General features: G+C 65.5%; 15 protein-coding genes and 1 pseudogene. 8 read left to right on the forward strand and 8 right to left on the reverse strand.

Features of this window, described 5'->3' with window-relative positions; all coding sequences use genetic code 11:
• Positions 1 to 105: 105 nt before the first annotated feature.
• Positions 106 to 876: a deoxyribonuclease IV gene (locus IEX78_RS08810; RefSeq protein ID WP_188828432.1), complete on the reverse strand. Its 771-nt coding sequence runs from the start codon at positions 874 to 876 to the stop codon at positions 106 to 108.
• 82 nt (positions 877 to 958) lie between these two features.
• On the opposite strand from IEX78_RS08810, the gene IEX78_RS08815 reads away from it, so the two are divergent.
• Entirely contained in the window at positions 959 to 2095 is a 1137-nt protein-coding gene (locus IEX78_RS08815) for a serine/threonine-protein kinase (protein ID WP_229683823.1), read from the forward strand.
• A gap of 105 nt (positions 2096 to 2200) precedes the next feature.
• Positions 2201 to 3907, forward strand: a complete 1707-nt coding sequence (locus IEX78_RS08820; protein ID WP_188828433.1) for a serine/threonine-protein kinase — start codon at positions 2201 to 2203, stop codon at positions 3905 to 3907.
• On the opposite strand, the gene IEX78_RS08825 is transcribed toward IEX78_RS08820, so the two are convergent.
• Positions 3897 to 4151: a hypothetical protein gene (locus tag IEX78_RS08825; RefSeq protein ID WP_188829618.1), complete on the reverse strand. Its 255-nt coding sequence runs from the start codon at positions 4149 to 4151 to the stop codon at positions 3897 to 3899. The two genes, IEX78_RS08820 and IEX78_RS08825, sit on opposite strands and share 11 nt — an antisense overlap.
• A gap of 228 nt (positions 4152 to 4379) precedes the next feature.
• On the opposite strand from IEX78_RS08825, the gene IEX78_RS08830 reads away from it, so the two are divergent.
• On the forward strand, positions 4380 to 4925 hold the full coding sequence (locus IEX78_RS08830; protein WP_188828434.1) for a hypothetical protein: 546 nt from the start codon (positions 4380 to 4382) through the stop codon (positions 4923 to 4925).
• A gap of 15 nt (positions 4926 to 4940) precedes the next feature.
• Here the strand turns inward: IEX78_RS08830 and IEX78_RS08835 are convergent, their stop codons facing one another.
• Both IEX78_RS08835 and IEX78_RS08840 read right to left on the reverse strand, forming a co-directional pair.
• The gene (locus IEX78_RS08835; protein ID WP_188828435.1) at positions 4941 to 6071 is read right to left on the reverse strand and encodes an acyl-CoA dehydrogenase family protein; all 1131 of its coding nucleotides are present in this window, start codon (positions 6069 to 6071) and stop codon (positions 4941 to 4943) included.
• A gap of 10 nt (positions 6072 to 6081) precedes the next feature.
• A complete protein-coding gene (locus IEX78_RS08840) occupies positions 6082 to 7254 on the reverse strand; it encodes an acyl-CoA dehydrogenase family protein (RefSeq protein ID WP_188828436.1) in 1173 nt (390 codons plus the stop codon).
• A 198-nt stretch (positions 7255 to 7452) separates the two neighbouring features.
• Between IEX78_RS08840 and IEX78_RS08845 the strand changes: the two genes are divergently transcribed.
• Positions 7453 to 8259 carry a hypothetical protein gene (locus IEX78_RS08845; RefSeq protein ID WP_188828437.1) on the forward strand — a complete coding sequence of 269 codons (807 nt, stop codon included), beginning with the start codon at positions 7453 to 7455 and terminating at the stop codon, positions 8257 to 8259.
• 75 nt (positions 8260 to 8334) lie between these two features.
• Here the strand turns inward: IEX78_RS08845 and IEX78_RS08850 are convergent, their stop codons facing one another.
• Complete coding sequence (locus IEX78_RS08850) at positions 8335 to 9222, reverse strand: SMP-30/gluconolactonase/LRE family protein (protein ID WP_188828438.1); 888 nt, start codon at positions 9220 to 9222, stop codon at positions 8335 to 8337.
• Between the two features lie 151 nt (positions 9223 to 9373).
• On the opposite strand from IEX78_RS08850, the pseudogene IEX78_RS08855 reads away from it, so the two are divergent.
• A pseudogene (locus IEX78_RS08855) lies at positions 9374 to 9574 on the forward strand (serine aminopeptidase domain-containing protein); the annotation flags it as partial.
• Positions 9575 to 9589: 15 nt separating this feature from the next.
• On the opposite strand, the gene IEX78_RS08860 reads toward IEX78_RS08855, so the two are convergent.
• Positions 9590 to 9901, reverse strand: coding sequence for a hypothetical protein (locus IEX78_RS08860; RefSeq protein ID WP_188829619.1), 312 nt, complete (start codon positions 9899 to 9901; stop codon positions 9590 to 9592).
• A 446-nt stretch (positions 9902 to 10347) separates the two neighbouring features.
• Between IEX78_RS08860 and IEX78_RS08865 the strand changes: the two genes are divergently transcribed.
• Both IEX78_RS08865 and IEX78_RS08870 read left to right on the forward strand, forming a co-directional pair.
• Positions 10348 to 10734, forward strand: coding sequence for a hypothetical protein (locus IEX78_RS08865; protein WP_188828439.1), 387 nt, complete (start codon positions 10348 to 10350; stop codon positions 10732 to 10734).
• Positions 10727 to 12256 carry a hypothetical protein gene (locus IEX78_RS08870; protein WP_188828440.1) on the forward strand — a complete coding sequence of 510 codons (1530 nt, stop codon included), beginning with the start codon at positions 10727 to 10729 and terminating at the stop codon, positions 12254 to 12256. Before IEX78_RS08865 ends, IEX78_RS08870 begins: the two co-directional genes overlap by 8 nt.
• 1238 nt (positions 12257 to 13494) lie before the next feature.
• Here the strand turns inward: IEX78_RS08870 and IEX78_RS08875 are convergent.
• Both IEX78_RS08875 and IEX78_RS08880 read right to left on the reverse strand, forming a co-directional pair.
• Positions 13495 to 16890, reverse strand: coding sequence for a bifunctional RecB family nuclease/DEAD/DEAH box helicase (locus IEX78_RS08875; protein ID WP_229683824.1), 3396 nt, complete (start codon positions 16888 to 16890; stop codon positions 13495 to 13497).
• Between the two features lie 101 nt (positions 16891 to 16991).
• Positions 16992 to 18818, reverse strand: a complete 1827-nt coding sequence (locus tag IEX78_RS08880) for a DEAD/DEAH box helicase (RefSeq protein ID WP_229683825.1) — start codon at positions 18816 to 18818, stop codon at positions 16992 to 16994.
• 62 nt (positions 18819 to 18880) lie between these two features.
• Between IEX78_RS08880 and IEX78_RS08885 the strand changes: the two genes are divergently transcribed.
• On the forward strand, positions 18881 to 19729 hold the full coding sequence (locus tag IEX78_RS08885; protein ID WP_188828441.1) for a carbon-nitrogen hydrolase family protein: 849 nt from the start codon (positions 18881 to 18883) through the stop codon (positions 19727 to 19729).
• The last annotated feature ends 14 nt before the right edge of the window (positions 19730 to 19743 follow it).

Here is a 19743-nt window from a genome sequence, read left to right on the forward strand (position 1 = left end):
ATGCTCGCGGAAGTGCTTATGTCCCAAGCACACCGCGAAAACACCCGGGCAAACAGGTTTTATCTCCGTGTGATCGAAAGCTGGCGCGAAAGCCAGCTCAGTGGATCAGCCCAAGTGCTCACGCAGATACGCGAGATCGGCGGCCACCCCGTCAACCGGCGTTTCCAAAATGACCGGCGCGTCGGCGGTGCGACACACCTCGGCAAGCAACTGCGGGTCGATGGTGCCGTCGGCGAGGTTGGCGTGCCGGTCGGCACCCGAATCGAACTCGTCGCGCGACGAGTTCAAATGGACTAGGTCGATGCGGCCGGTGATGCCCTTGATGCGTTCAACCACCCCGACGAGGTCTTCGCCGCCAGCCCACGCATGACAGGTGTCGAGACAAAAGCCCGCGCCGAAATCGCCAACCTGGTCCCACAACCGGCCGATGGAGTCGAAATACCGTGCCATCGCATGGTTTCCGCCCGCGGTGTTCTCGATCAGGATCGGTACAGCGAAACCGCCCTTGTCCTGCTGGCGTTCAAACAGCTTGCGCCAGTTCTCATATCCGGCAGCGAGCTCGGCATCCGACCGCACGTGCCCACCATGCACAACCAACCCGAACGCGCCAAGCTCGGCGGCAGCGGCGGCTTGTTGAGCGACCGCGTTGCGCGAAGGCATCCGCAGCCGATTGTTAGTGGATGCCACGTTGATTTGATACGACGAGTGCACGACAACGTCGATCGGTGACGCGACAATCTCGGCGGCACGCGGATGCGGGACGGGTTTGTCCCAGCTCTGCGGGTCGACAACGAACATTTGGACAACTTCGGCACCGAGTTTCTCCCCGAAGCCGATCGGGTCGCTCTCATCGCGAACGTGTGCTCCAATGCGCATGTGGCGAGCCTAATCGGCCCCACCGACAAGAAAGATGTTGCACCGGGCTGCCGCGCGGAGATAGATCGGTAGAATTTCGACGGTGCTAGGCCCTGGAGGGGGTGATTTCACGGTGTTGCGCAAAGGCGACGTGTTCGCCGGATACACGATTCGCCGTGTGCTCGGCACCGGCGGCATGGGCGTGGTCTACCTCGCCCGCCATCCCCGGTTACCCCGCTTGACGGCGTTAAAACTCCTCAGTCGCGATCTTTCGGCCGATGACGAGATCCGCACCCGCTTCGAACGCGAAGCCGACCTGGTCGCCCGCCTGGAACACCCCAACATCGTCAACATCTACGACCGTGGCACTGACGACGATCAACTCTGGATTTCCATGCAGTTCGTCGCGGGTACCGATGTGGCGACCGCCGACGTCGACGTGCTCACGCCAGGCAGAGCTGTCCAGATCGCCGCCGAAACCGCGACCGCGCTCGACTTCGCGCACGACTCAGGCGTCCTGCACCGCGACGTGAAACCGGCCAATATCCTGCTTGCCAAACCACCGATCGGCCGCCCAGAACGCGTTGTGCTCACCGATTTCGGGATCGCGTCGGTACGCGACAGCGAAACCACGCTCGCCTCGGCTGGCACCATCACGGCCACGCTGGCTTATGCCGCACCCGAGCAGCTCACCGGGCTGCAAACCGATCATCGCGCTGACCAGTATTCGCTTGCGTGCACGTTGTTTTGGATGCTCACCGGGTCGGTCCCGTTTCCTGGCCAGTCGCCCGGCGCGATCATCCAGTCGCACTTGACGCGCCCCATTCCGCCACTGCGCAGCCTGCGCGGCGACCTACCGCCAACGTTGGACGGCGTATTAGCGCGTGCGACCGCGAAAAAAGCGAGCGACCGCTTCGCCAGCTGCAGCGAATTCGCGCATGCCGCGCGCTCGGCCTTGCTTTCGGTTCCCGGGCCGTGGCACAACGAGTTTCAGCGCGACGCGTCCGTGAATACTGGCGTGGTGTTGCGCGCTCGGGAAAATTATCCGACGTCGTATCCGGCGGTGCCCCAAGGTTATTCGCCGAATCAGCACGCACGGCCGTCGACTCCGGCGTATCCGATCGCCCCTGCCGCGCCGCCGCCAACGCGGCAACGTCAGCATCCGGGAACCATCGAATTTCCCGGCGGCCGTAGCCATCCCGGCTACATCGTCGGCCCGCAAACCCGCAGGTCTCCCTAACCGAAGTCGCGTGACAGTTCTTGTCACCCGGGGTTGCTAAGGTTTTCCAGATTTTCAGAACGCGCGCGCTGGTGGGTCCCAGCGGGTGCGAGAAGTGGAGCAGCGATGCTGGGCAACGGTGATGTGTTCGCCGGCTATCTCGTTGAGCGTCAGCTCGGTCGCGGCGGCATGGGTTCGGTCTACCTGGCCAAACACCCACGCCTGCCGCGCATGACAGCGTTGAAGCTACTCAACCGTGAGATGTTCTTCGACGACGAGGTGCGCGCCCGCTTCGAGCGCGAAGCCGACCTTGTCGCGCGCCTCGATCACCCCAACATCGTCACCGTGTACGACCGAGGTGTCGACGATGAACAGCTGTGGATTTCGATGCAGTTCATCGACGGTGTCGACGCGTCTTCGGTTGAGCCGCAATCACTTCCGCCCGCGCGCGCGTTGCAAATCATTGCCGCGACCGCCGACGCGCTCGACTACGCCCACGGCATGGGCGTGCTACATCGCGACGTGAAGCCCGCCAATATCCTGCTCGCTCGGTCGGGTGCGGGCCGCGGAGAGCGCGTGTACCTCACCGACTTTGGCATCGCGCGCCTGCGCGACGACACCGGCAACCTCACCCAAACCGGCACCTTCACCGCCACCCTCGCGTATGCGTCGCCCGAGCAGCTCACCGGCGCGGCACTCGATCATCGCTCCGATCAGTATTCGCTTGCCTGCACGCTGTTTTGGCTGTTCACCGGTGCTGGCCCGTTCGCGGCAACCAACCCAGCCGCCGTCATCCAGGGTCACTTGCAACAGCCACCGCCGCCGCTGAGCAGCATGCGCGCTGGACTGCCGCTCGCCCTCGACGCGGTGCTTGCCAAGGCGATGGCCAAGCGCCCAGACGACCGGTTCACGAGCTGTTCGGAGTTCGCATCGGCGGCCATCGCCGCGCTGAATGCCACAACCAATCCGAGCACACCCCTCGCGCCGCGCCCAACGACCGGCGGTGCCATCCCGACGGTCACTCCTCGACCGCCCACCCCAGGTGGCGGGTATCCGCAAGCCGCGACGCCGTACCCAACATCGCAACCGCGCCCGATGACGTCGCCAACGCCGCTCGCCAACACCGGCGCGACCCCGCAGCCACCGCACACGGGCAATCAGCCCTATGCAGGCCCGCAGTACCAAAATCGGCCGCCCGCCGCGTTCGCTGGCCGCTATCCGCAGCCACGACGACGCAAGTCGAACGCGGCCGTGATCGTGCTCAGTATCGTCGGCGCGATCGTGCTTGTTGTTGTGCTACTCATGGTGATTGGCATCGCCGCGAGCGACGGTTCGTCAGACACCCCGACGACGACAACCGCCGCGCCAGGTCACGTCACGCCCGACGCCGCTGCGATCAGCAAGCGCTTCCCCAGCATGGTTCCCGCCGAGCCGACCGGCGACACCGGCTACAACGGCGCGACCTGCTATTCCAGCGACAGCAGCTACAAAACCGATCCCGTTGCGGGTGAGCCAGATTTCGGCGCGTGGGCGTGGCAGTGGGACTGCTTCGGCGGCGGCAATGTGAGCGACCCGTTCTATCGCTTCTACGTCTACGACTCCGCCGCGGCCGTCGACAAGGTGGTCAAGTCCTTGCCGACCAACACCAAGTCGGTCGATCCCAACGGCGGAAAGTCCTACACCAACTACAAATTCGTCAGCGGCGATGGCAACAAGATGGTGACGGTGTTCACCGGCGACGCCGACCGCGCCCAGTTCCTGATGTTCACCGACAGCTATGAGGACTTCGACGCCATCATGACGTGGTGGAGTTCAGCGCCACTCAACCAGTGATCGCGGTTGTCCGGTCGGTACGCAGCTTGAGGAGCGTCAATCCCGCTGTACAGGCGAGAATCAATCCGGCGACGGCGATTTCGACGTGGAGATCGGCGATACCGATGCCGGCGCCAACTAGTCCGCCGACAAAGAGCAGCCAGCCAAGCCAGCGAGAAACCGCTGCGTAGGGACGCTGCGTGCTCGGTGCTGAATTTTCCTCCGCCGCCTCGGTTTCGAGGTGGGGTGTCGAAAATGCTCCCATCAGAATCTCCTCGTTGACGCCGACCAGGGTGAGACCTTGACACGGACGTCTCATGCGTAACTTTGCTCACACACGTTACGACTCACGGACGGCTCCGACGTGCGACACGTCCCCACGACACGCCCGCGATATCAAGCCGATATGTGAAGTGCAAACCTTTAAAATGCGCGATTCGCGGAATCCTGAACTAACCTGAGGCGACTCGAAGCCCGATCAGGAGTACACGCGATGAAGAAAATGCCGACCAAGTTCCTCGGTCCGCTGGTCGCGGTCGGCACCGTGTCGTTCGGTTTGATCGTGATCGGTGCCTGCGGTGTCGGACAGAAAGATACCTATGTCGCGCCGCCGCCGATTCAGGCGGAATTGGCCGCCGCGCCCGCCCCGATCGCCGATGTCACGTCGTCGACAACCGTTCGGCTAACTATTCCCCCGTCGCCAACGTGGCAGGTTGGGCCCTACGTTTCGCCGCGTAAGCCGTTCAGCCTCAGCTCAACCGAGACCAGCGAAAGCGCGACTCCGTCGGAGGGCGCACCGGAGGAACCACGCCCGGAGCTAGCGATGGAGACCTCGGCGGCAACCACGGTTGTGCAGCCAACGCCGAGCAAAACTCCGACCGTGGTTGCACCGGTCGCGCCAACCGCGACGACAACGCCCGCCGCACCAACAACATCCGATGCGCCAACGCCAACCGCCGCGCCAACGACAACGGCGGAACCAACGACAGTCGCGCCAACAACCGAGCCGACTAGCACCCCGGAGACTCCGACGTACTAATCGGCCCAGTTGGTGTTAAAGCTCCGCGAGGTCGTAACTGCCAACCCGCTCGGCAAGCACCCGACGATGCTCGTGCGTACCGCCGAGCGTCTGCCCGATCGCGGTAAGGCGCGCGACGTAATGGCTGACCGGGTATTCGGCGGTGACACCAATACCGCCGTGAAGCTGAATGGCTTCTTGCCCAATGTAAGTGGCTGCCTCGCCGACCTGTAGCCGCGTTCGCGACGCGACGACCGGGTCGAGCGCGCCCTCAGCGAGCGACGCCGTCGCGTACAAACTGATGCTGCGCGCGATTTCCAGCGCGACATACAGGTCGGCCGCGCGCTGGGTGAGCACCTGAAACTTCGACAGTGTGACACCAAACTGCTTGCGCGTCTTGAGGTATTCGACGGTGAACGCGAGCGTGGTTTCCAACGCGCCAACCGACTCAACGCTCAGCGCCACCTGCGCGTAGTTAAGCGCGGCCGCGATCACCGACGCGGCGTCGGCGTTGCTGCCAAGCGGTTCCGCGACAGCCTGTTCGAAATTGAACTGCGCGCCGCGGCGTCCGTCGAAGGTGCGGTAACTCTGGCGACGCACCCCAGCCGCGTCGGCAGCGACAAGGAACAGGCCGACGGTGCCGTCGGGCAACACCGCGCTCACGATCACCTCGTCGGCCACATCGCCACGCAGCACCGGGTTTTTCACGCCAGCGAGCACGAACCCATCGCCCTGCGGGGTAGCCGTTGTGGTGATCTCGGTCGACGGCCAGCGAATGCCCGGTTCAGCGTGGGCAAATGCCATCAGCTTGGTGCCATCGGCGAGGGACGGCAGCAGTCGCGCCCGCTGTTCGGCGGACGCCGCCGCCTTGATGAGTTCAGCGGGGATCACCACCGCGTCGAGCACCGGTTCCGGCGCGAGCGCACGGCCGAGTTCGCCCTGCACGAGCATGGCTTCCTCGACGCCAGCGCCGACGCCGCCATCTTCTTCCGAAATCGTCAGGCCAAGCACGCCGAGGTCGGCCAACTGCTTCCATGCGGCCGGGTTGAACGCGTGGTCGGTATTGCTCGTGACCTGCACAAGCGCTTCGCCGTCGTAAAACCGGTGCAGCAGTTCGCGAACGGTGTCGCGCAGCATTGTCTGTTCTTCGGTGAGTTCGAGGTCCATGGTCGCGCCCTCACAGTCCCAGGATCGTCGATGAGATGATCGAGCGCTGAATCTCGCTCGAGCCACCGTAAATGGTCACCTTGCGGTAGTTCAGGTACGTGGGGCCAGCGTGCTCAGCCCAGTCGGGCGACGCCACGTCGGGTGCGTCGATCGGTAGCGAATCGGGGCCCGCGATGTCGAGCAGCAGTTCGGTCGCGGCCTGTTGCAGCTCGGTGCCGCGCAATTTGAGCACCGACGACGCCGGATTCGGTTTATCCCCAGCCGAATTCGAGACAACGCGCAACTGCGTGACTTCCAACGCGAGCAGCTGGTTTTCCAACTCGGCGACGCGGGCGGCGAAGACCGGATCGTCCATCAACGTGCCGTGCCCGGTGCGCGTTTGCCGCGCGTACTCCTTCGCGAGCGCGAGTTTGACCTTGGTTTTGCCCACGCCGGTAATGGACGTGCGCTCGTTTCCGAGCAGGAACTTCGCATACGTCCAGCCCTGATTTTCTTGTCCGACAAGCTGATTCGCGGGGACGCGCACGTTTTCGAAGAACACCTCGTTGACTTCGAAACTGCCGTCAATGAGCTTGATCGGGCGAATCGTGACGCCAGGCGACTTCATGTCGAAAAGCAAGAAGGAGATGCCAGCTTGTTTCTTTGGCGCGGTCGGGTCGGTGCGCACAAGGCAGAAAATCCAGTCGGCGTACTGACCCAGCGTGGTCCAGATCTTCTGCCCATTGACGATGTAATCGTCGCCGTCGCGAACAGCGGAAGTACGCAGCGACGCGAGGTCGGAACCGGCGTCAGGCTCGGAAAAGCCTTGGCACCACCAGATATCGAGCGACGCGGTAGGTGGGAGGAAGCGCTCCTTGAGCTCTTGGGAACCGAATTGCGCGATGACCGGGCCAACCATCGACGCGTTGAACGTAAGCGGCTCGGGCACCGACGCCAACTGCATTTCGTCGAGCCAGATGTGGCGCTGCATCGGCGTCCAGTCTTTGCCGCCCCATTCAACCGGCCAGTTCGGAACCGCGAGCCCGTTGTCATTGAGGATCTGCTGCGCGGTGACAATGTCTTCGCGCGACAGCTCATGCCCGTACTTCACCCGGTCGCGGATGTCGACGGGGATTTCAGTGCGGTAGAACTGTCGGAGTTGGTCGCGAAACGCGAGTTCATCCGGGGACAGGGCCAACTTCATACGGGTCTCCCAGCCTCATTGGTTACCGTCGACTCGCAACCTACCCCTGGGTACTGACAACTGTCGACTACCTCACACCGGGTGGTGTCCGAACCGCGATCTCCGCGTGCCAAGCACGTGGGGCGGCATCGCGCTACGCCTGGTAGTTTGCAGACGAAACCGGACAATCGGTGACGCGATCCATCGAGGAGCAAACGGGTGAACGGCAGATCCATCGCGGGCAAAATGGCAGCGGTTACCGCGACCAGCATCGGCGCGCTAGCGATGGTCGTCGCGACGGCCACCGCCGCACCGAACCCGGCCAACGACGGCATCGACAACCTCACCAAACTCGCTGGTGACGACGTTTCCGCTAAGGCTGGTGTCAGCGCGATCGCCAGCTTCACCAACCTTGTCGGCGCCGACCGGTTGCGCACGGTCTCCGCGCAGTTCGTGCCGTTCAGCTACGCCGCGCCCACCTTCGGTTGTGGATCGAATGGGCCGATCACCACCGTGATCGCAGCGGCCACGTTCGAAGGGCCCGGCCCGCGCACCCCAACCAGCCTCACCCCCGGCGACCTGCGCTTTAGCGCTAGCCCGATGCAGTCGGGGTTCGCGCTCGCGTCGGGCCTCAACGTGGCGTGGGTGAACCTGAACACTGGTCTGAGTGGCATTGTCGCGCTTGATGATCAGACGGAATTCCGCACACCGTCGCTGTCGAAGACCGTGCACTCGGGTGCGGGAACGGTCGTCGCGTCGATGTGGGGGTCGATTGATTACCCCGGGCAGCGCTGCGTGATGACGCCGACCGTTGGCACGTTCGTTGTGCCCGACCTGCCGGTTCAGGCGCCGGTGGCGCCGGGTGAACCCGCGCCGACCACTACGACACCCGCCCCGGTGCCCGGCCTTGGCTCGGGTGAAGCGGTGCGCCCGCAGGCTACTGAGGCCGCTCCCGCGCCCGCGCCAGTTGCCCCGCCCGCCCCGACGACCACGCAGCCGCCGTCAGCGTTGACCGTCGGAGGCTGATCCCGCGCGGGCAGAGACCGAATGTGGGCTTGCCCGAAGGAACCCGCTGACGGCCACGACCAGGCGCGATGGGCGCTACCCTGCCGGACTGATGCGCAGGACCGTTCCCTCTTCTGAGCCCGCGAGCAGTGCGGACCGGTTCGTCGGGTCGGCGATCACCGCCGTGAGCGGGTGCGTCGAAACGACCGTGCACGTGGTGGCGGCGACCGGGTCGACGCGAACGAGGTGGCCAGCGAGGGTGGTCACGTAGAGGATGCCGTCGCGGATCACGAGGTCATCGAGGAAGTCGGGCAGCGCGCCGAACGAGGTGAGGTCGGCGACCGTCGCGCTCACGGCTGGGTTCACGCGCGAGAGGCGAAGAACGCGGCCGACGGGGCCGCCCGCCGCGACATAGTTGGCCGTCACGTAAACCGAATCACCAACGACCGCAATGCCATTGGGCCCGTCGACGGTGACCTTGGCCCACCAGTCCATGTCCTCGCTGCCGTCGCGACGGAAGCGGTGCACGCCGTCGGCGGCGGTGACGTAGAGGTTGCCGTCGGCGTCGAAGGCCGCGCCGTTGGGGTGCGATAGGCCGGTCGCGAACGTAACCGGTTCTGGACGAACAGCATTCGGGTCGAAGCGAACAACGCCGCCGTCGCCGGAGAGCCAGGAATTGCCGGTGACCACATAAAGCAGTCCGTCGGGGCCGAGCCGAACCGCGCCGGGCGAGGCGACCGCGACGGTGCCGGTGAGTTGCCCATTCGCGTTGTAGCGCTGCACTTCTCCGCGCATGAGTCGCGAAACCCACAGTGCGCCAGCGTCGTCGACGCCAATGTTCTCCGACCAATCGAGAAGCGGAACGCTCGACCGAATCGCGACTTCTTGGCGGACCTGACCACAGTCGGCGGGTGCGGCGACCGCGACACCCGTTCCGATCGAGAGGGTCGCACCGACGCCCGCGCTGACGACAACGCTTGCCACACAACGACGTAAGGACAACATCGACAAAACCTCGACTCTGATCCGAACCAGTTCGACCGGCGAAGTGTAACGGGTAGTGCACTACTTCGGCGCGGCCACTCCAGCGGTTGATCATCGTTGCCGCGCAAGTAACCGGCCTATCATCGGGCGCGTGCCGTACTTCTCAAGCGAGCGTGGGCGATTGCATTACCGGACGTGGACGGTTGACGCGCCGGTCGCGCACCTCGCGTTGCTCCCGGGAACGCGGCAGCACAGCGGGCATTATCACCGTTTCGCCGCGCAGTTAAGCTCGTCGCGAATTCAGTTGTGGGCGTTGGATACTGCGGGTCAGGGGTTGAGTGAGGGCGCACCTGACGCGCCCGGAACGCTAGCCGAGCTGGCGAGCGACGCCGCAGATTTCCTTGCGGTCGTTGCTGGGAGCGTTGGGCCGCTGCTGCGGGACGCCCACGTAGTTGCCTGGGACGGTGGCGAGGGTCGCGGCGACGGCGACAACCACGAAGTTGGCGGGCGCGGTGGGCGGCAAGAAGTCAGCGGCGGCAGCCGCCACGAAGTCGGCGGCTACGATGACCTCCACGACGTCGGCGACGCCAGGGAACGCCACGAAGTAGGCGGCGGGGACCACCACGGAGTTGGCGGGAGCGAGGCCCGACACGAAATGGGCCGGGACGGTGACTGCCACGAAGTAGGCGGTAAGGGGAACAGCGGCGATTCTGGCAGCGGCAATTCTGGCGGAGGAAGGTTCGCGGGCGCGGCGGGTGGCGACGACGCGGCGCACGGACCGATTGGGCCGGGGGCGCGTACCGCAGCACCGCTCGTGTTGATGGGGCACTCGCTGGGGGCAGCGACGGCGCTCACGCTCACCCTCGAAAACCGGGGTGAGCTGGCCGGATTGGTTGTTTGTGGAACTCCGCGTCGCATCGCGGCTGCGCAACCCGACCCCGGGTTGGCGACACTCGCGGTACACGGGGCCGACGACCGGCGCGCGCCCATCGATACGGTGAGGCTATGGACAGCGGCGCGGAAATCGGTAGATTTGCGTGAGTACGCCGACGCCGGGCACGACCTCCTGCACGAACCTGTGCATGCTCGCGTAACGGCTGATATCGCGGAATGGGTGGGGAGAATATGCGTACCGAAGGATTGCCGAACACTGCCGCGCTCGGGCGCGCGGTAGCCGACGGTGGATTGTGGATCGAACCGCTGCTGGTCGCCGATGGGGCGCATGAGCGGTGCGCTGCGGCGTACGAGCGGTTAGCCGCCGCCGTCGACGCGCAAATTCGGGAATTATCTTCGGTCGCGGTTTTACCGGGGTTCGGGTCGCTCGCTTCGGGGGTCGCGCTGCGGACTGGGTTTGAAGGAAAGGCGGCGCAGTCGGTCGCACAGTTGACGGCGTATGCGGCGGCGGCACGCGACTTGGCCGCTGTGCTTCGCGCGGCGGCGGTGTCGTATCGCGAGGTAGACGCCTCCGGTGCCGACGCGCTGGTCCGGCTAGCGGGCGACGAGCATGCGTAGCCTTTCTGGGCCCGACGCGGTCGATGCGAACTATGTGCCTGCGATCGAGGTATTTGATCGTCTCTCGCATGCCGAGATTCATTCCGTAGTAAGCGAACTCGATCCGGCCGCGCTGGTGAGCGCTGGTGGGGTGTTCGATGCGGTCGGGGGTGCGCTCGCTGAGGCAATTACCAACGCCCACACCGAGATTCACGCGACGATCGCCGACGGGTGGCGTGGAACGGGTGCGGCTGCCGCTGCCGAAGCGGTTGCCGCGCTTGAGGCGGTTGGGCACCGGGTGAGCGAGGTGCTCGCGGGGGTTGGTTCGCGGCTTGGTCGGGCTGGCGAGGCGGCGGAAGCATTGCGAACTGCTGTGCCGCAACCGGATTCGCAGCCTGAGAGTGGGCCGAGGTCGTTGCTTGACCCGAATCATGCGGCCAATGAGGCGGCGCGGTCGAGGGAGGCGGAGTCCGCGCGATTGGATGCGGTGCGGGCGATGGACACGATTTACACGCCGGTGTTTCTTGAGACTGGGTCGGGGGTGCCCGCGTTTGACCCGTTGCCTGCGCGGGGTGATGGTGGTTCGGCCAAATTGGTTGGTGGAAATGGCGCGTTAGGCGCTGCACTGCGGCCTCACTCGACCCCGGCTGGAGTTGAGTTCCAGGGTGTGGGCGATTCCGCAAGCGGTGGGGAGTCCGAATCTCTCGTCGCGGCAGCAGGATTGGTCGGGGCGCCTGGGTCGAACCCGGTTGCTGCGGCTGGCGGGCCTGCCGTACCTGTCACGCCGTCGGCGCTGTCCGGGGCGCCCGTCGTCACGGGGTCGCCGGTTGACACGCAGTCGGGCGGGTCGTCGTTGGCGAACGCGTTCAGTCGGTCTGGCGACCGGGCTATGTCAACTGTGCAGGCGGGCGTGCAGCCGGTTTCTTCGCCCGTTGTGCATCCGGCTGTGCAGTCGGGCGTGCAGTCTGCTCCCAAATCCGTTGCGTATCCGACCGTGCAGTCGGACGTTCCGGGGCACGTTGGGCAAGCTGGGGCCGCCGATACGCGTAAAGGCGCGGCGAATTCCGCGCCCGGGGAAGGGGATTCGCTCGCACATGCGAACTCGACCGTTGTGGATGGGTCGCCTGTGCCCGCGTACGCCATCCCTGATTTCGCTGGCGCCGAACTCGCGAGCACGACGCTGGCGTCTGCGGGCGCTGGCTCTCCGCCGCACAGCACATCTGCGGCATTAGGGGTAGGGCCTGATGCAGCGGACCATCGCGCTGCCTCCACCGACGCGACCGCGAGCATGACTGCTGGTGCGATGGGTGGACTGCTTGGTGGGGCGGCGATCGCGGGTGACGATGTGCGGGCGCCGCGTAAGCGGCCTGTGGCGCAGTCTGCGCCTGACGAACCTGACGAGGCTGCGGACGACATTCGAGTCTTGCGCGAACTGGCGGATGAGCCAACGTATTTGGAGGCTGCGCTGCCGACGCCGTCGTGGATGGGGCAGTTGGGGCCGACCTCGCCTGCGGTGGTTGGGGAGTGGCGGGAGGATGAGTGAGGTCAGTGGCAAGCCTTGTGGGTGCTGCACTTTGGTGACGTTCTAGAGAGAAAGCCCGCCCGCTTCTGTCGGGGGTTCTTTATGCGGCGGGGTGTAGACCGCCCGCCATTGCCACGGGTGTTCGGTGGAGGGATTCGGGACATAACTGTGTTTTTGGCGCGCTGGCGCGCGCGTGTCGCGGCCCTGAGGTCCGTCCGTTCAGGCACCGTTGCTTGCTCCTTCGTCGCCTACGCAACGGCACCTGAACGGACGGACGGCCGCGACCGGCCCCTTCGGGGCCGCCGCTCCTCGAGGTCGCGGGTGCGGGGCGGGGATTGCTCGAACGTGTCGATTGCAGGGGCGCGGTCCCTCGCTCCGCATCGGGGCCTGCGCGCAACCGTCAAGATTCGATTGCTCGGCCGTGCACCTTCGAATGTCGTGGGCGTTCGTGCTGGCGCATTTTCGCGAAGGTGTCGTGGTCGGGTGCTGGGCGGCGAACTGATGAACCTTCGGATCGTTGGGGCGTCGTGGTGCGGTCGTTGGGAGGTAGGGCCCGCCGACTTCCGTCTTGGAGTTATACGCCGGATTGGTGGTGGCTGGGTCTCTCATCAGGGCACCAGTTAGAAGAAAGTGCGCGTCAACTGTGTTTTTGGCGCGCTGGCGCGCGCGTGTCGCGGCCCTGAGGTCCGTCCGTTCAGGCACCGTTGCTTGCTCCTTCGTCGCCTACGCAACGGCACCTGAACGGACGGACGGCCGCGACCGGCCCCTTCGGGGCCGCCGCTCCTCGAGGTCGCGGGTGCGGGGTTGAGTTTTCGCGAACGTGTCGATTGCAGGGGCGCGACCGCTCGCTTCGCATCGCGGGCTGCGCGCAACCGTCAAGATTCGAATGCTCGACCGTGCACATTCGAATGTCGCAAACCCTCGTGCTGGTCGCGTTCCCGCAAACGTACCGATTGCAGGGCACGTCCCTCGCTCCGCATCGGGAACTGCGCGCAACCGTCGAGATTCGATTGCTCGACCGTGCACATTCGACGGTCGGAAACGTTCGTGCGGGCCGGGCTTCACGCGGCTGTGTCGATTGCAGGGGCGCGGTCCCTCGCTCCGCATCGGGAACTGCGCGCAACCGTCGAGATTCGATTGCTCGACACGCACACGTTCGAATATCGCGAGCCGTCGCGCTGACGCGCTTTCGCGAACGCGCCGACTGCGGGGCGCGCCCTCGCTCCGCATCGAGAACCGTCCGCCACCATTAACGCCCGCTACCTCAACCTCAACAGCTCAACCAACGGGATCAGTTCGCTTCGCGCCCACGGTACGTACTCCGTCAACAGCGGCGAGCGGATGATCACGGCCTTCCACGTCGCCCTACATAGCGCCGACTGGATGACCGTGCGGGACAGCAGGGGGCGCATGCCGAAGGGGGCGTCGGATGGGGTCGACGTGGTCATCGACAGCAGCACCACTGCGGCCTCGCGGCCTCGGAAGCGGTCGGGGGTGCCTACTAGGACATCTTCAATTTTGGCTCGCGCCAACAAGGTTCGGATGCGGGCCACTTGGGCCGCGTAGGGGGCGACTACGAAGATGTCGTGGGGGTGCAGTTTTCGAGACTCGCCCTCTTCGGTCCATGTTTCGGTCAGCAGGGCGCGTACTCGTCGCACCACTTCGCGGGCTTCGGCATCGGATTCGGTTGAGTTGCCTCGGTGTTCGACTAGTACCGTGCTCACGCCCGGAGACTCGCCGCTCAAACTTCTTGTGCCCGTGACGTTTTCGTTCGCACGCAAGCGGCCCTCGTACCATGTCGCGGAGACGGGGGCGCACAGGGCGGGGTGCATTCGCCATGTGCGGTCGAGGAAGTAGCCGTATTCGGGCGGCAATGTCGCGGCGCGGTCGCACAACCACGCCAGTGCCGACGTCTGCACCGGTTCGGGGTGACCTGCCGCCGCGTAAGTGGGTTCGCGGTCGCCGAGTAGCAGCAGGTTGCGGGCCGTCGGGGCCACCGCGACCGTGTCGGCCAAGCCGCGCTCCCCCGCGTCCGCGATCACCAACAGGTCGAGCGAGCCTGGCGCGAATAGGTCGGGGTTCACGAAATCGGCTGTGGTGCCGCCGATTACGCAGCCGTTGACCGCATTGTCGAGGAAGCGCGGGTACTTGTCGCCCTCGATCGCCGACCATTCTCGACCGACCGACGCGACATCCTTCTTCGCGATCAACTGCGGCAGCAACCCGGCTTCGACAACCACGTCGAAAATCCGCTCGATCACCGCGTGCGATTCGGCGACAACACCAATGCGCCAACCATGTCGCGTCACGAGACGTTCGAGCGCGCGCCCGGTGATCCCGGTTTTGCCCGTCCCCGGCGGTCCGTGCACGGCCAGATATGACGCGTCGAGGTCGCCAAGTGCGGCGGCGATCGCGATGGCAGGGTCGGCGGTCGGTTCAGGCAGCGGGCCGTCAAGTAGGCGTGGCCGACGACGCAGCAGCAGGTCGAAGACCGCGTTTTCCGGCACCGAAGGCAACGCCATCAGCAGTTCCTGCGCGACGAGTTCCAACGCGGCGTCATAGTTCGGATCGGTTTCCGGCGGCGCGGGCGCGATCGCGGCTGGGAGGTCGTCGTAGGGCGGGCAGTCGGGCGGCAGAAGTTCTTCTAGGCGCACGGTGTCGTCGAAGTTGGCGTCGACCCCGCAGCCGAGCACGGTCGCGGTCGCCGTCGCGCGTCGACCGAGACCGTGCACCATTCCAGCGGCAGCGGCGCCGTCGTACACGGTGACCAGCTGCGTTCCGGGTGCGAGCGTCGCGCCAGTGCCCAGTCGCCCGGTCAACGTGAGATACCGCCGCATGGTCGCCAACTGCGGCGTCCGATGCCACTTGGTGTCGACGGTGCCCCAATCCGCGACGAGCACGCCGGGCGCATCAGCCCATTCCGCGACAGGGTTCGCCAGCCGGTCGAGATGCGCCAACCACGCAGGCTGACGTTCCCGCCGGTGATACCCCAAAATCGCCGCGGTCAACGCCGCAGCGCTCCCCGCAAGTCCACGCGCCCCCGCGGCGAACTCGCTCAGCGCCGCTTCCACCGGACTGGCCCGCAACGCTGGCGCCTCGTCGGACTCGCTCACCGCAAACGGGCTGCCCGGCACCTCAACATTCGCCTCGACGGCCCGCTCAAGCAACCAATCGCGGATCGCTAGCAGGTCGCTCGCCGCCGCGCGCGTCGCACCAAGCGGCAGCATGTTCGGCGCGATCATCGCAGCGAGCGTGGCGGCCGAGTAGTCGCGCTCGCCAACGAGCACCGATGTGCGCACGATCGGCGCGAGGTCGAGGAACGCGCCGACGGCGAGCAGGTCATCAAGCAGGTCAGCGCCATCGCCGAGTCGCCCGGCCCAGTCGAGCAACGCCGACCGCACGCTCGATCCGTAGTGGCAAATGTGCAGGTTCTCGTCGACGGTGAGGTGGTCGTCGAGCACGTCAAGCAGGTCGGCGAGCACGCGCGCCGGGTCCGACCACGGCGCTGTCGGCTCGCCGAGAAACACCGAACCACGCGCGTCAGCGACCTCGACAAGCGTGATGTCGCCGTAGTCGTCGGTCTCGATGACCAGCGCCAGGTCGCCGCCGTTCGGCGCGGGCAACGCACCGAGCGCCGAGGGGTCACGCAGCGCGAACGCTGGCTTGCCGGTGCGCTCGCGTTCGAGTTGCAGTTGCGCTTGGCGACGCAATCCGGTGACGGTGCGCTGGGCAAGACCGGGCACGAGCTCGGTTGTCGCGGCGAGCCGGTCGATGGTGAGAATGCCCGCTTCGCGCATCCGCACCCGATGCGCTGGTCGAATTCCCGCTACCAGCAACACATCTCGCGCCGCCTCGGCCGCCGCGACGCACGTTGGGCAGTGTTCGCACGCGAGGTAACGCGGGTCGCCCCACTGCACGGGCAGCAGTTCACCCAATTTTTCGTCGACGATGTGGTCGAGTCGCGCGCGACGGGCGCGCAGGATCGGCACGAGCCGGTCGAGTCGGTCGGGGTGCACGCCGGTGGCGGTCGTGACGTACCCGATGCCATCAACGCCGAACCCAGCGTCGGTCAGCGCGAGGCCGACGGCGGCGAAAGTCAAAGAGAGCGAAAGGGATTCACGCCGCGCGTCAACGACAGGGAGTTCATTGGTGAACCCGGCGGCCCGTTCAAACGGCGTCCGATGACCACGTGGCGCTTCGGTCTCCACCACCGGATCAGGAACCAAACCCAAAGGGCGAGAAGCGAATTCGATCCGCTGCCCGCGCACGGCCAACGGCGCGATACTCCCGTGCACGGTGTAGCGATCACCATTGGCGAGCAACAACTCCGCCGTCGAAACATGCTTGCCGTCGAAGAACACCGCGCCGTGAATGGCGGCGGCACCCGCACGAAGAGCGTCCGTGGTTGCGGAGGCGGCGGCGGTGATCGCGGCAAGTCGATCGGCCGCGCTAAGCCCGGCAGCCTCATTAATGCTCGGAACGCGCACCATCGCGGGCCCAAAATGCCGCACGAGTTCCGGGGTAGGCGCGGGTGGCCCGGCGATGCCAGCATCGGCCAAAGCCCCCGGCAAAGTGCCGAGGGCGGTGTCGAGCGCGCGTAGGAGGGCGAACTCGCAGTCGGCGGCACGCAGCAGATCGCCGACGGAACTGATCACCCGATCACCCGAGCAGAACAAACGGGGCCCTCCTGCGTTGTCGCCACACCTGACGGCAACACCTTAACCAGCGCAGTTGCCCGCGCTGGCCGCAACCCGCGCTAGGAACGGGGCTGGCGACGCTCCGGACGACGTCCCTGTCCCGGCTCGCGACGCGGCGCACGCGAAGCGAGACGCTGCGACGGCGGGCCCGAGTCGGGCTGAAGCTGAATCAGCACGCCGCTAATCCTGGTGCGGCGCAACGCTTCCAGCGTCTCGTTCGACAGGTTGGCGGGCAGTTCGACCAGGCTGTAGTCGGGTCGAATGCTGATGTGACCGAAGTCGCTGCGGCGCAGGCCACCCTCGTTGGCGATAGCGCCGACGATCGCGCCCGGCACAACGCGGTGCCGCTTGCCAACGCTGATGCGGTAGGTCGCGAGCTCCTGACCATCGGCCGCGCGCGAGAACGAACGTCCACGGTCGCCTTCATCGTCGTAGCGACGCGGCGCGCGGTCGCGATCCCGGTCACGGTCGCGATCACGGTCCCGATCGCGCTCACGACGCGGTGCGGGCTCCGGCTCGGCCGACATGAAGAAGTTGTCGCCGTCGTATCCACCAACGGCAAGTGCTGCGGCGATGTCGGCGAGCGGCGTGTTGTGCTCAGCTTCGTAATCTTCGATGAGCTTGCGGAACAGCGCGATGTTGTCCGAAGCCAGGTTCTCGGTGATCGAGTCGCCGAACTTCGACGCGCGCGTCGCGTTCACATCTTCAACGCTGGGCAGCTGCATCTCGATGAGCGGATGCCGAGTCGCGCGCTCGATGGACTTGAGCAGGTGACGTTCACGCGGCGCGACGAAGAGCAGCGCCTGGCCGGAACGACCAGCGCGACCGGTACGACCGATGCGGTGCACGTAGGACTCGGTGTCGTGCGGAATGTCGTAGTTGACGACGTGAGAGATGCGGTCGACATCGAGACCACGGGCGGCAACGTCGGTGGCGACGAGGATGTCGAGCGCACCCGACTTGAGCTGCCCAATCGTGCGCTCACGCTGGTTTTGCGCGATGTCGCCGTTGATCGCCGCAGCCGAGAACCCGCGCGAACGCAGCTTCTCCGCGAGCTCTTCTGTCGCCTGCTTAGTGCGGACGAAGATGATCATGGCTTCGAAGTCTTCGACCTCAAGCACGCGGGTGAGCGCGTCCAGCTTGCGGTGATGCGACACCTGCACGTAGCGCTGGGTGATGTTGGTCGCGGTCTGCGACTTCGACTTGACCGTGATCTCGATCGGGTCGTTGAGGTACTGCTTCGAAATCTTGCGAATCGCGCCCGGCATGGTCGCCGAGAACAGCGCGACCTGCTTGTCGTCAGGAGTGTCGCGCAGGATGCGTTCGACGTCTTCCTGGAAGCCCATCTTGAGCATCTCGTCGGCCTCGTCGAGCACGAGGTACTTGAGCTCGGACAGGTCGAGCGTGCCCTTTTCGAGGTGGTCGATCACGCGACCAGGCGTGCCAACGACAACGTGCGCGCCGCGACGCAGCCCCGAAAGCTGAACGCCGTAGCTCTGGCCGCCGTAAATCGGAAGCACATGCAAGCCAGGAATGTGCGACGAGTACTTGCCGAACGCCTCAGCCACCTGGATGGCGAGTTCGCGTGTCGGCGCGAGCACGAGCGCGCTCGGCTTCTTCTGCGACGTGTCGAGATTCATCAGGATCGGAATCGCGAATGCCGCGGTTTTGCCGGTGCCGGTCTGCGCGAGACCAACCACGTCGGCGCCCGAAAGCAGCGGCGGGATGGTTGCGGCCTGAATCGGCGACGGCGACTCGTAGCCGACATCGGCGATGGCCGCGAGGACGCGGTCGTCGATACCGAGATCGGCGAAGGTTGGCCCACTCTCGGGTGCGTCTTCGTCGGCAGGGGCGGTGTCGACGGCTATGCCCTCATTGGTACTCATTGACCAGGAGTTTACTGCTTGGTCCCCAGAGTTCCGGTCACAGGGTGACTACGGTGAGAGCTATGCAACTAGCGGACAGCCACACGCATCGCGACGCAACGAACGCGAAAGTGCCGGTGGCAGTGGTGCAATTCGCGCCAACTACCGACCCCCAAGCCAACATTGGGCTGCTACGTGAACACGTGCGAACCGCGCATGAGCAGGGCGCGCGTGTCGTTGTCGCACCGGAATACTCAATGTTTGCCGTGACTGAACTTGATGCGCGCGTGTTGGCTGTCGCTGAGCCGCTCGACGGCCCGTTCGCACGCGGTCTTTCTTCGATCGCAACCGAATTCGGCGTGTTTCTGGTAGCGGGGATGGTCGAACAGCCGACACCAGATGCGAATCGAATTAGTAACACGTTGGTTGCGGTCGACCCGTCAGGCGCGCAAGTCGCCGTTTATCGCAAAGTGCACCTTTACGACGCGTTCGGACAGACCGAATCCGAACTGGTGCAACCTGGTCCGCTCGTCGCGCCCGCCCTTTTCGACGTTGACGGGGTCATCTTCGGGTTGCAGACCTGTTTCGATTTGAGGTTCCCGGAAGGCATTCGGCGTGTCGCCCTCGCTGGCGCCCAGGTGCTCGTCCTGCCCGCGCAGTGGATTCCCGGTCCCGGCAAGGCCGATCAGTGGACCACACTGCTGCGGGCGCGCGCGATCGAAAACACCGTCTACGTCGCGGCGGCCGACCAATGCACGCCGCTTGGGACCGGTTTGTCGATGATCATCGACCCAGCGGGCCAAATTTTGGTTGAGCTTGGCGTCGAACCTGGCGTGCTCACCGCGCCCATCGACGCGGCACGCTTGGCGCAGGTGCGTAGCACTAATCCCAGCCTGTCGCTTGGCCGTTTCGCGATCGTCGACGGGCAGTGATGGTGCGGGCGTAG

It is taken from the genome of Nocardia camponoti (assembly GCF_014646135.1).
In the GTDB taxonomy this organism is placed as follows: domain Bacteria; phylum Actinomycetota; class Actinomycetes; order Mycobacteriales; family Mycobacteriaceae; genus Nocardia; species Nocardia camponoti.

What these genes read in the sequence shown, in the direction of transcription:
- IEX78_RS08810 (WP_188828432.1), bottom strand. Translation starts at nt 876, where the DNA reads ATGCGCATTGGAGCACACGTTCGCGATGAGAGCGACCCGATCGGCTTC.
- IEX78_RS08825 (WP_188829618.1), bottom strand. Translation starts at nt 4,151, where the DNA reads ATGGGAGCATTTTCGACACCCCACCTCGAAACCGAGGCGGCGGAGGAA.
- IEX78_RS08840 (WP_188828436.1), bottom strand. Translation starts at nt 7,254, where the DNA reads ATGAAGTTGGCCCTGTCCCCGGATGAACTCGCGTTTCGCGACCAACTC.
- IEX78_RS08870 (WP_188828440.1), top strand. Translation starts at nt 10,727, where the DNA reads ATGCGTAGCCTTTCTGGGCCCGACGCGGTCGATGCGAACTATGTGCCT.
- IEX78_RS08835 (WP_188828435.1), bottom strand. Translation starts at nt 6,071, where the DNA reads ATGGACCTCGAACTCACCGAAGAACAGACAATGCTGCGCGACACCGTT.
- IEX78_RS08830 (WP_188828434.1), top strand. Translation starts at nt 4,380, where the DNA reads ATGAAGAAAATGCCGACCAAGTTCCTCGGTCCGCTGGTCGCGGTCGGC.
- IEX78_RS08885 (WP_188828441.1), top strand. Translation starts at nt 18,881, where the DNA reads ATGCAACTAGCGGACAGCCACACGCATCGCGACGCAACGAACGCGAAA.
- IEX78_RS08865 (WP_188828439.1), top strand. Translation starts at nt 10,348, where the DNA reads ATGCGTACCGAAGGATTGCCGAACACTGCCGCGCTCGGGCGCGCGGTA.
- IEX78_RS08880 (WP_229683825.1), bottom strand. Translation starts at nt 18,818, where the DNA reads ATGAGTACCAATGAGGGCATAGCCGTCGACACCGCCCCTGCCGACGAA.
- IEX78_RS08820 (WP_188828433.1), top strand. Translation starts at nt 2,201, where the DNA reads ATGCTGGGCAACGGTGATGTGTTCGCCGGCTATCTCGTTGAGCGTCAG.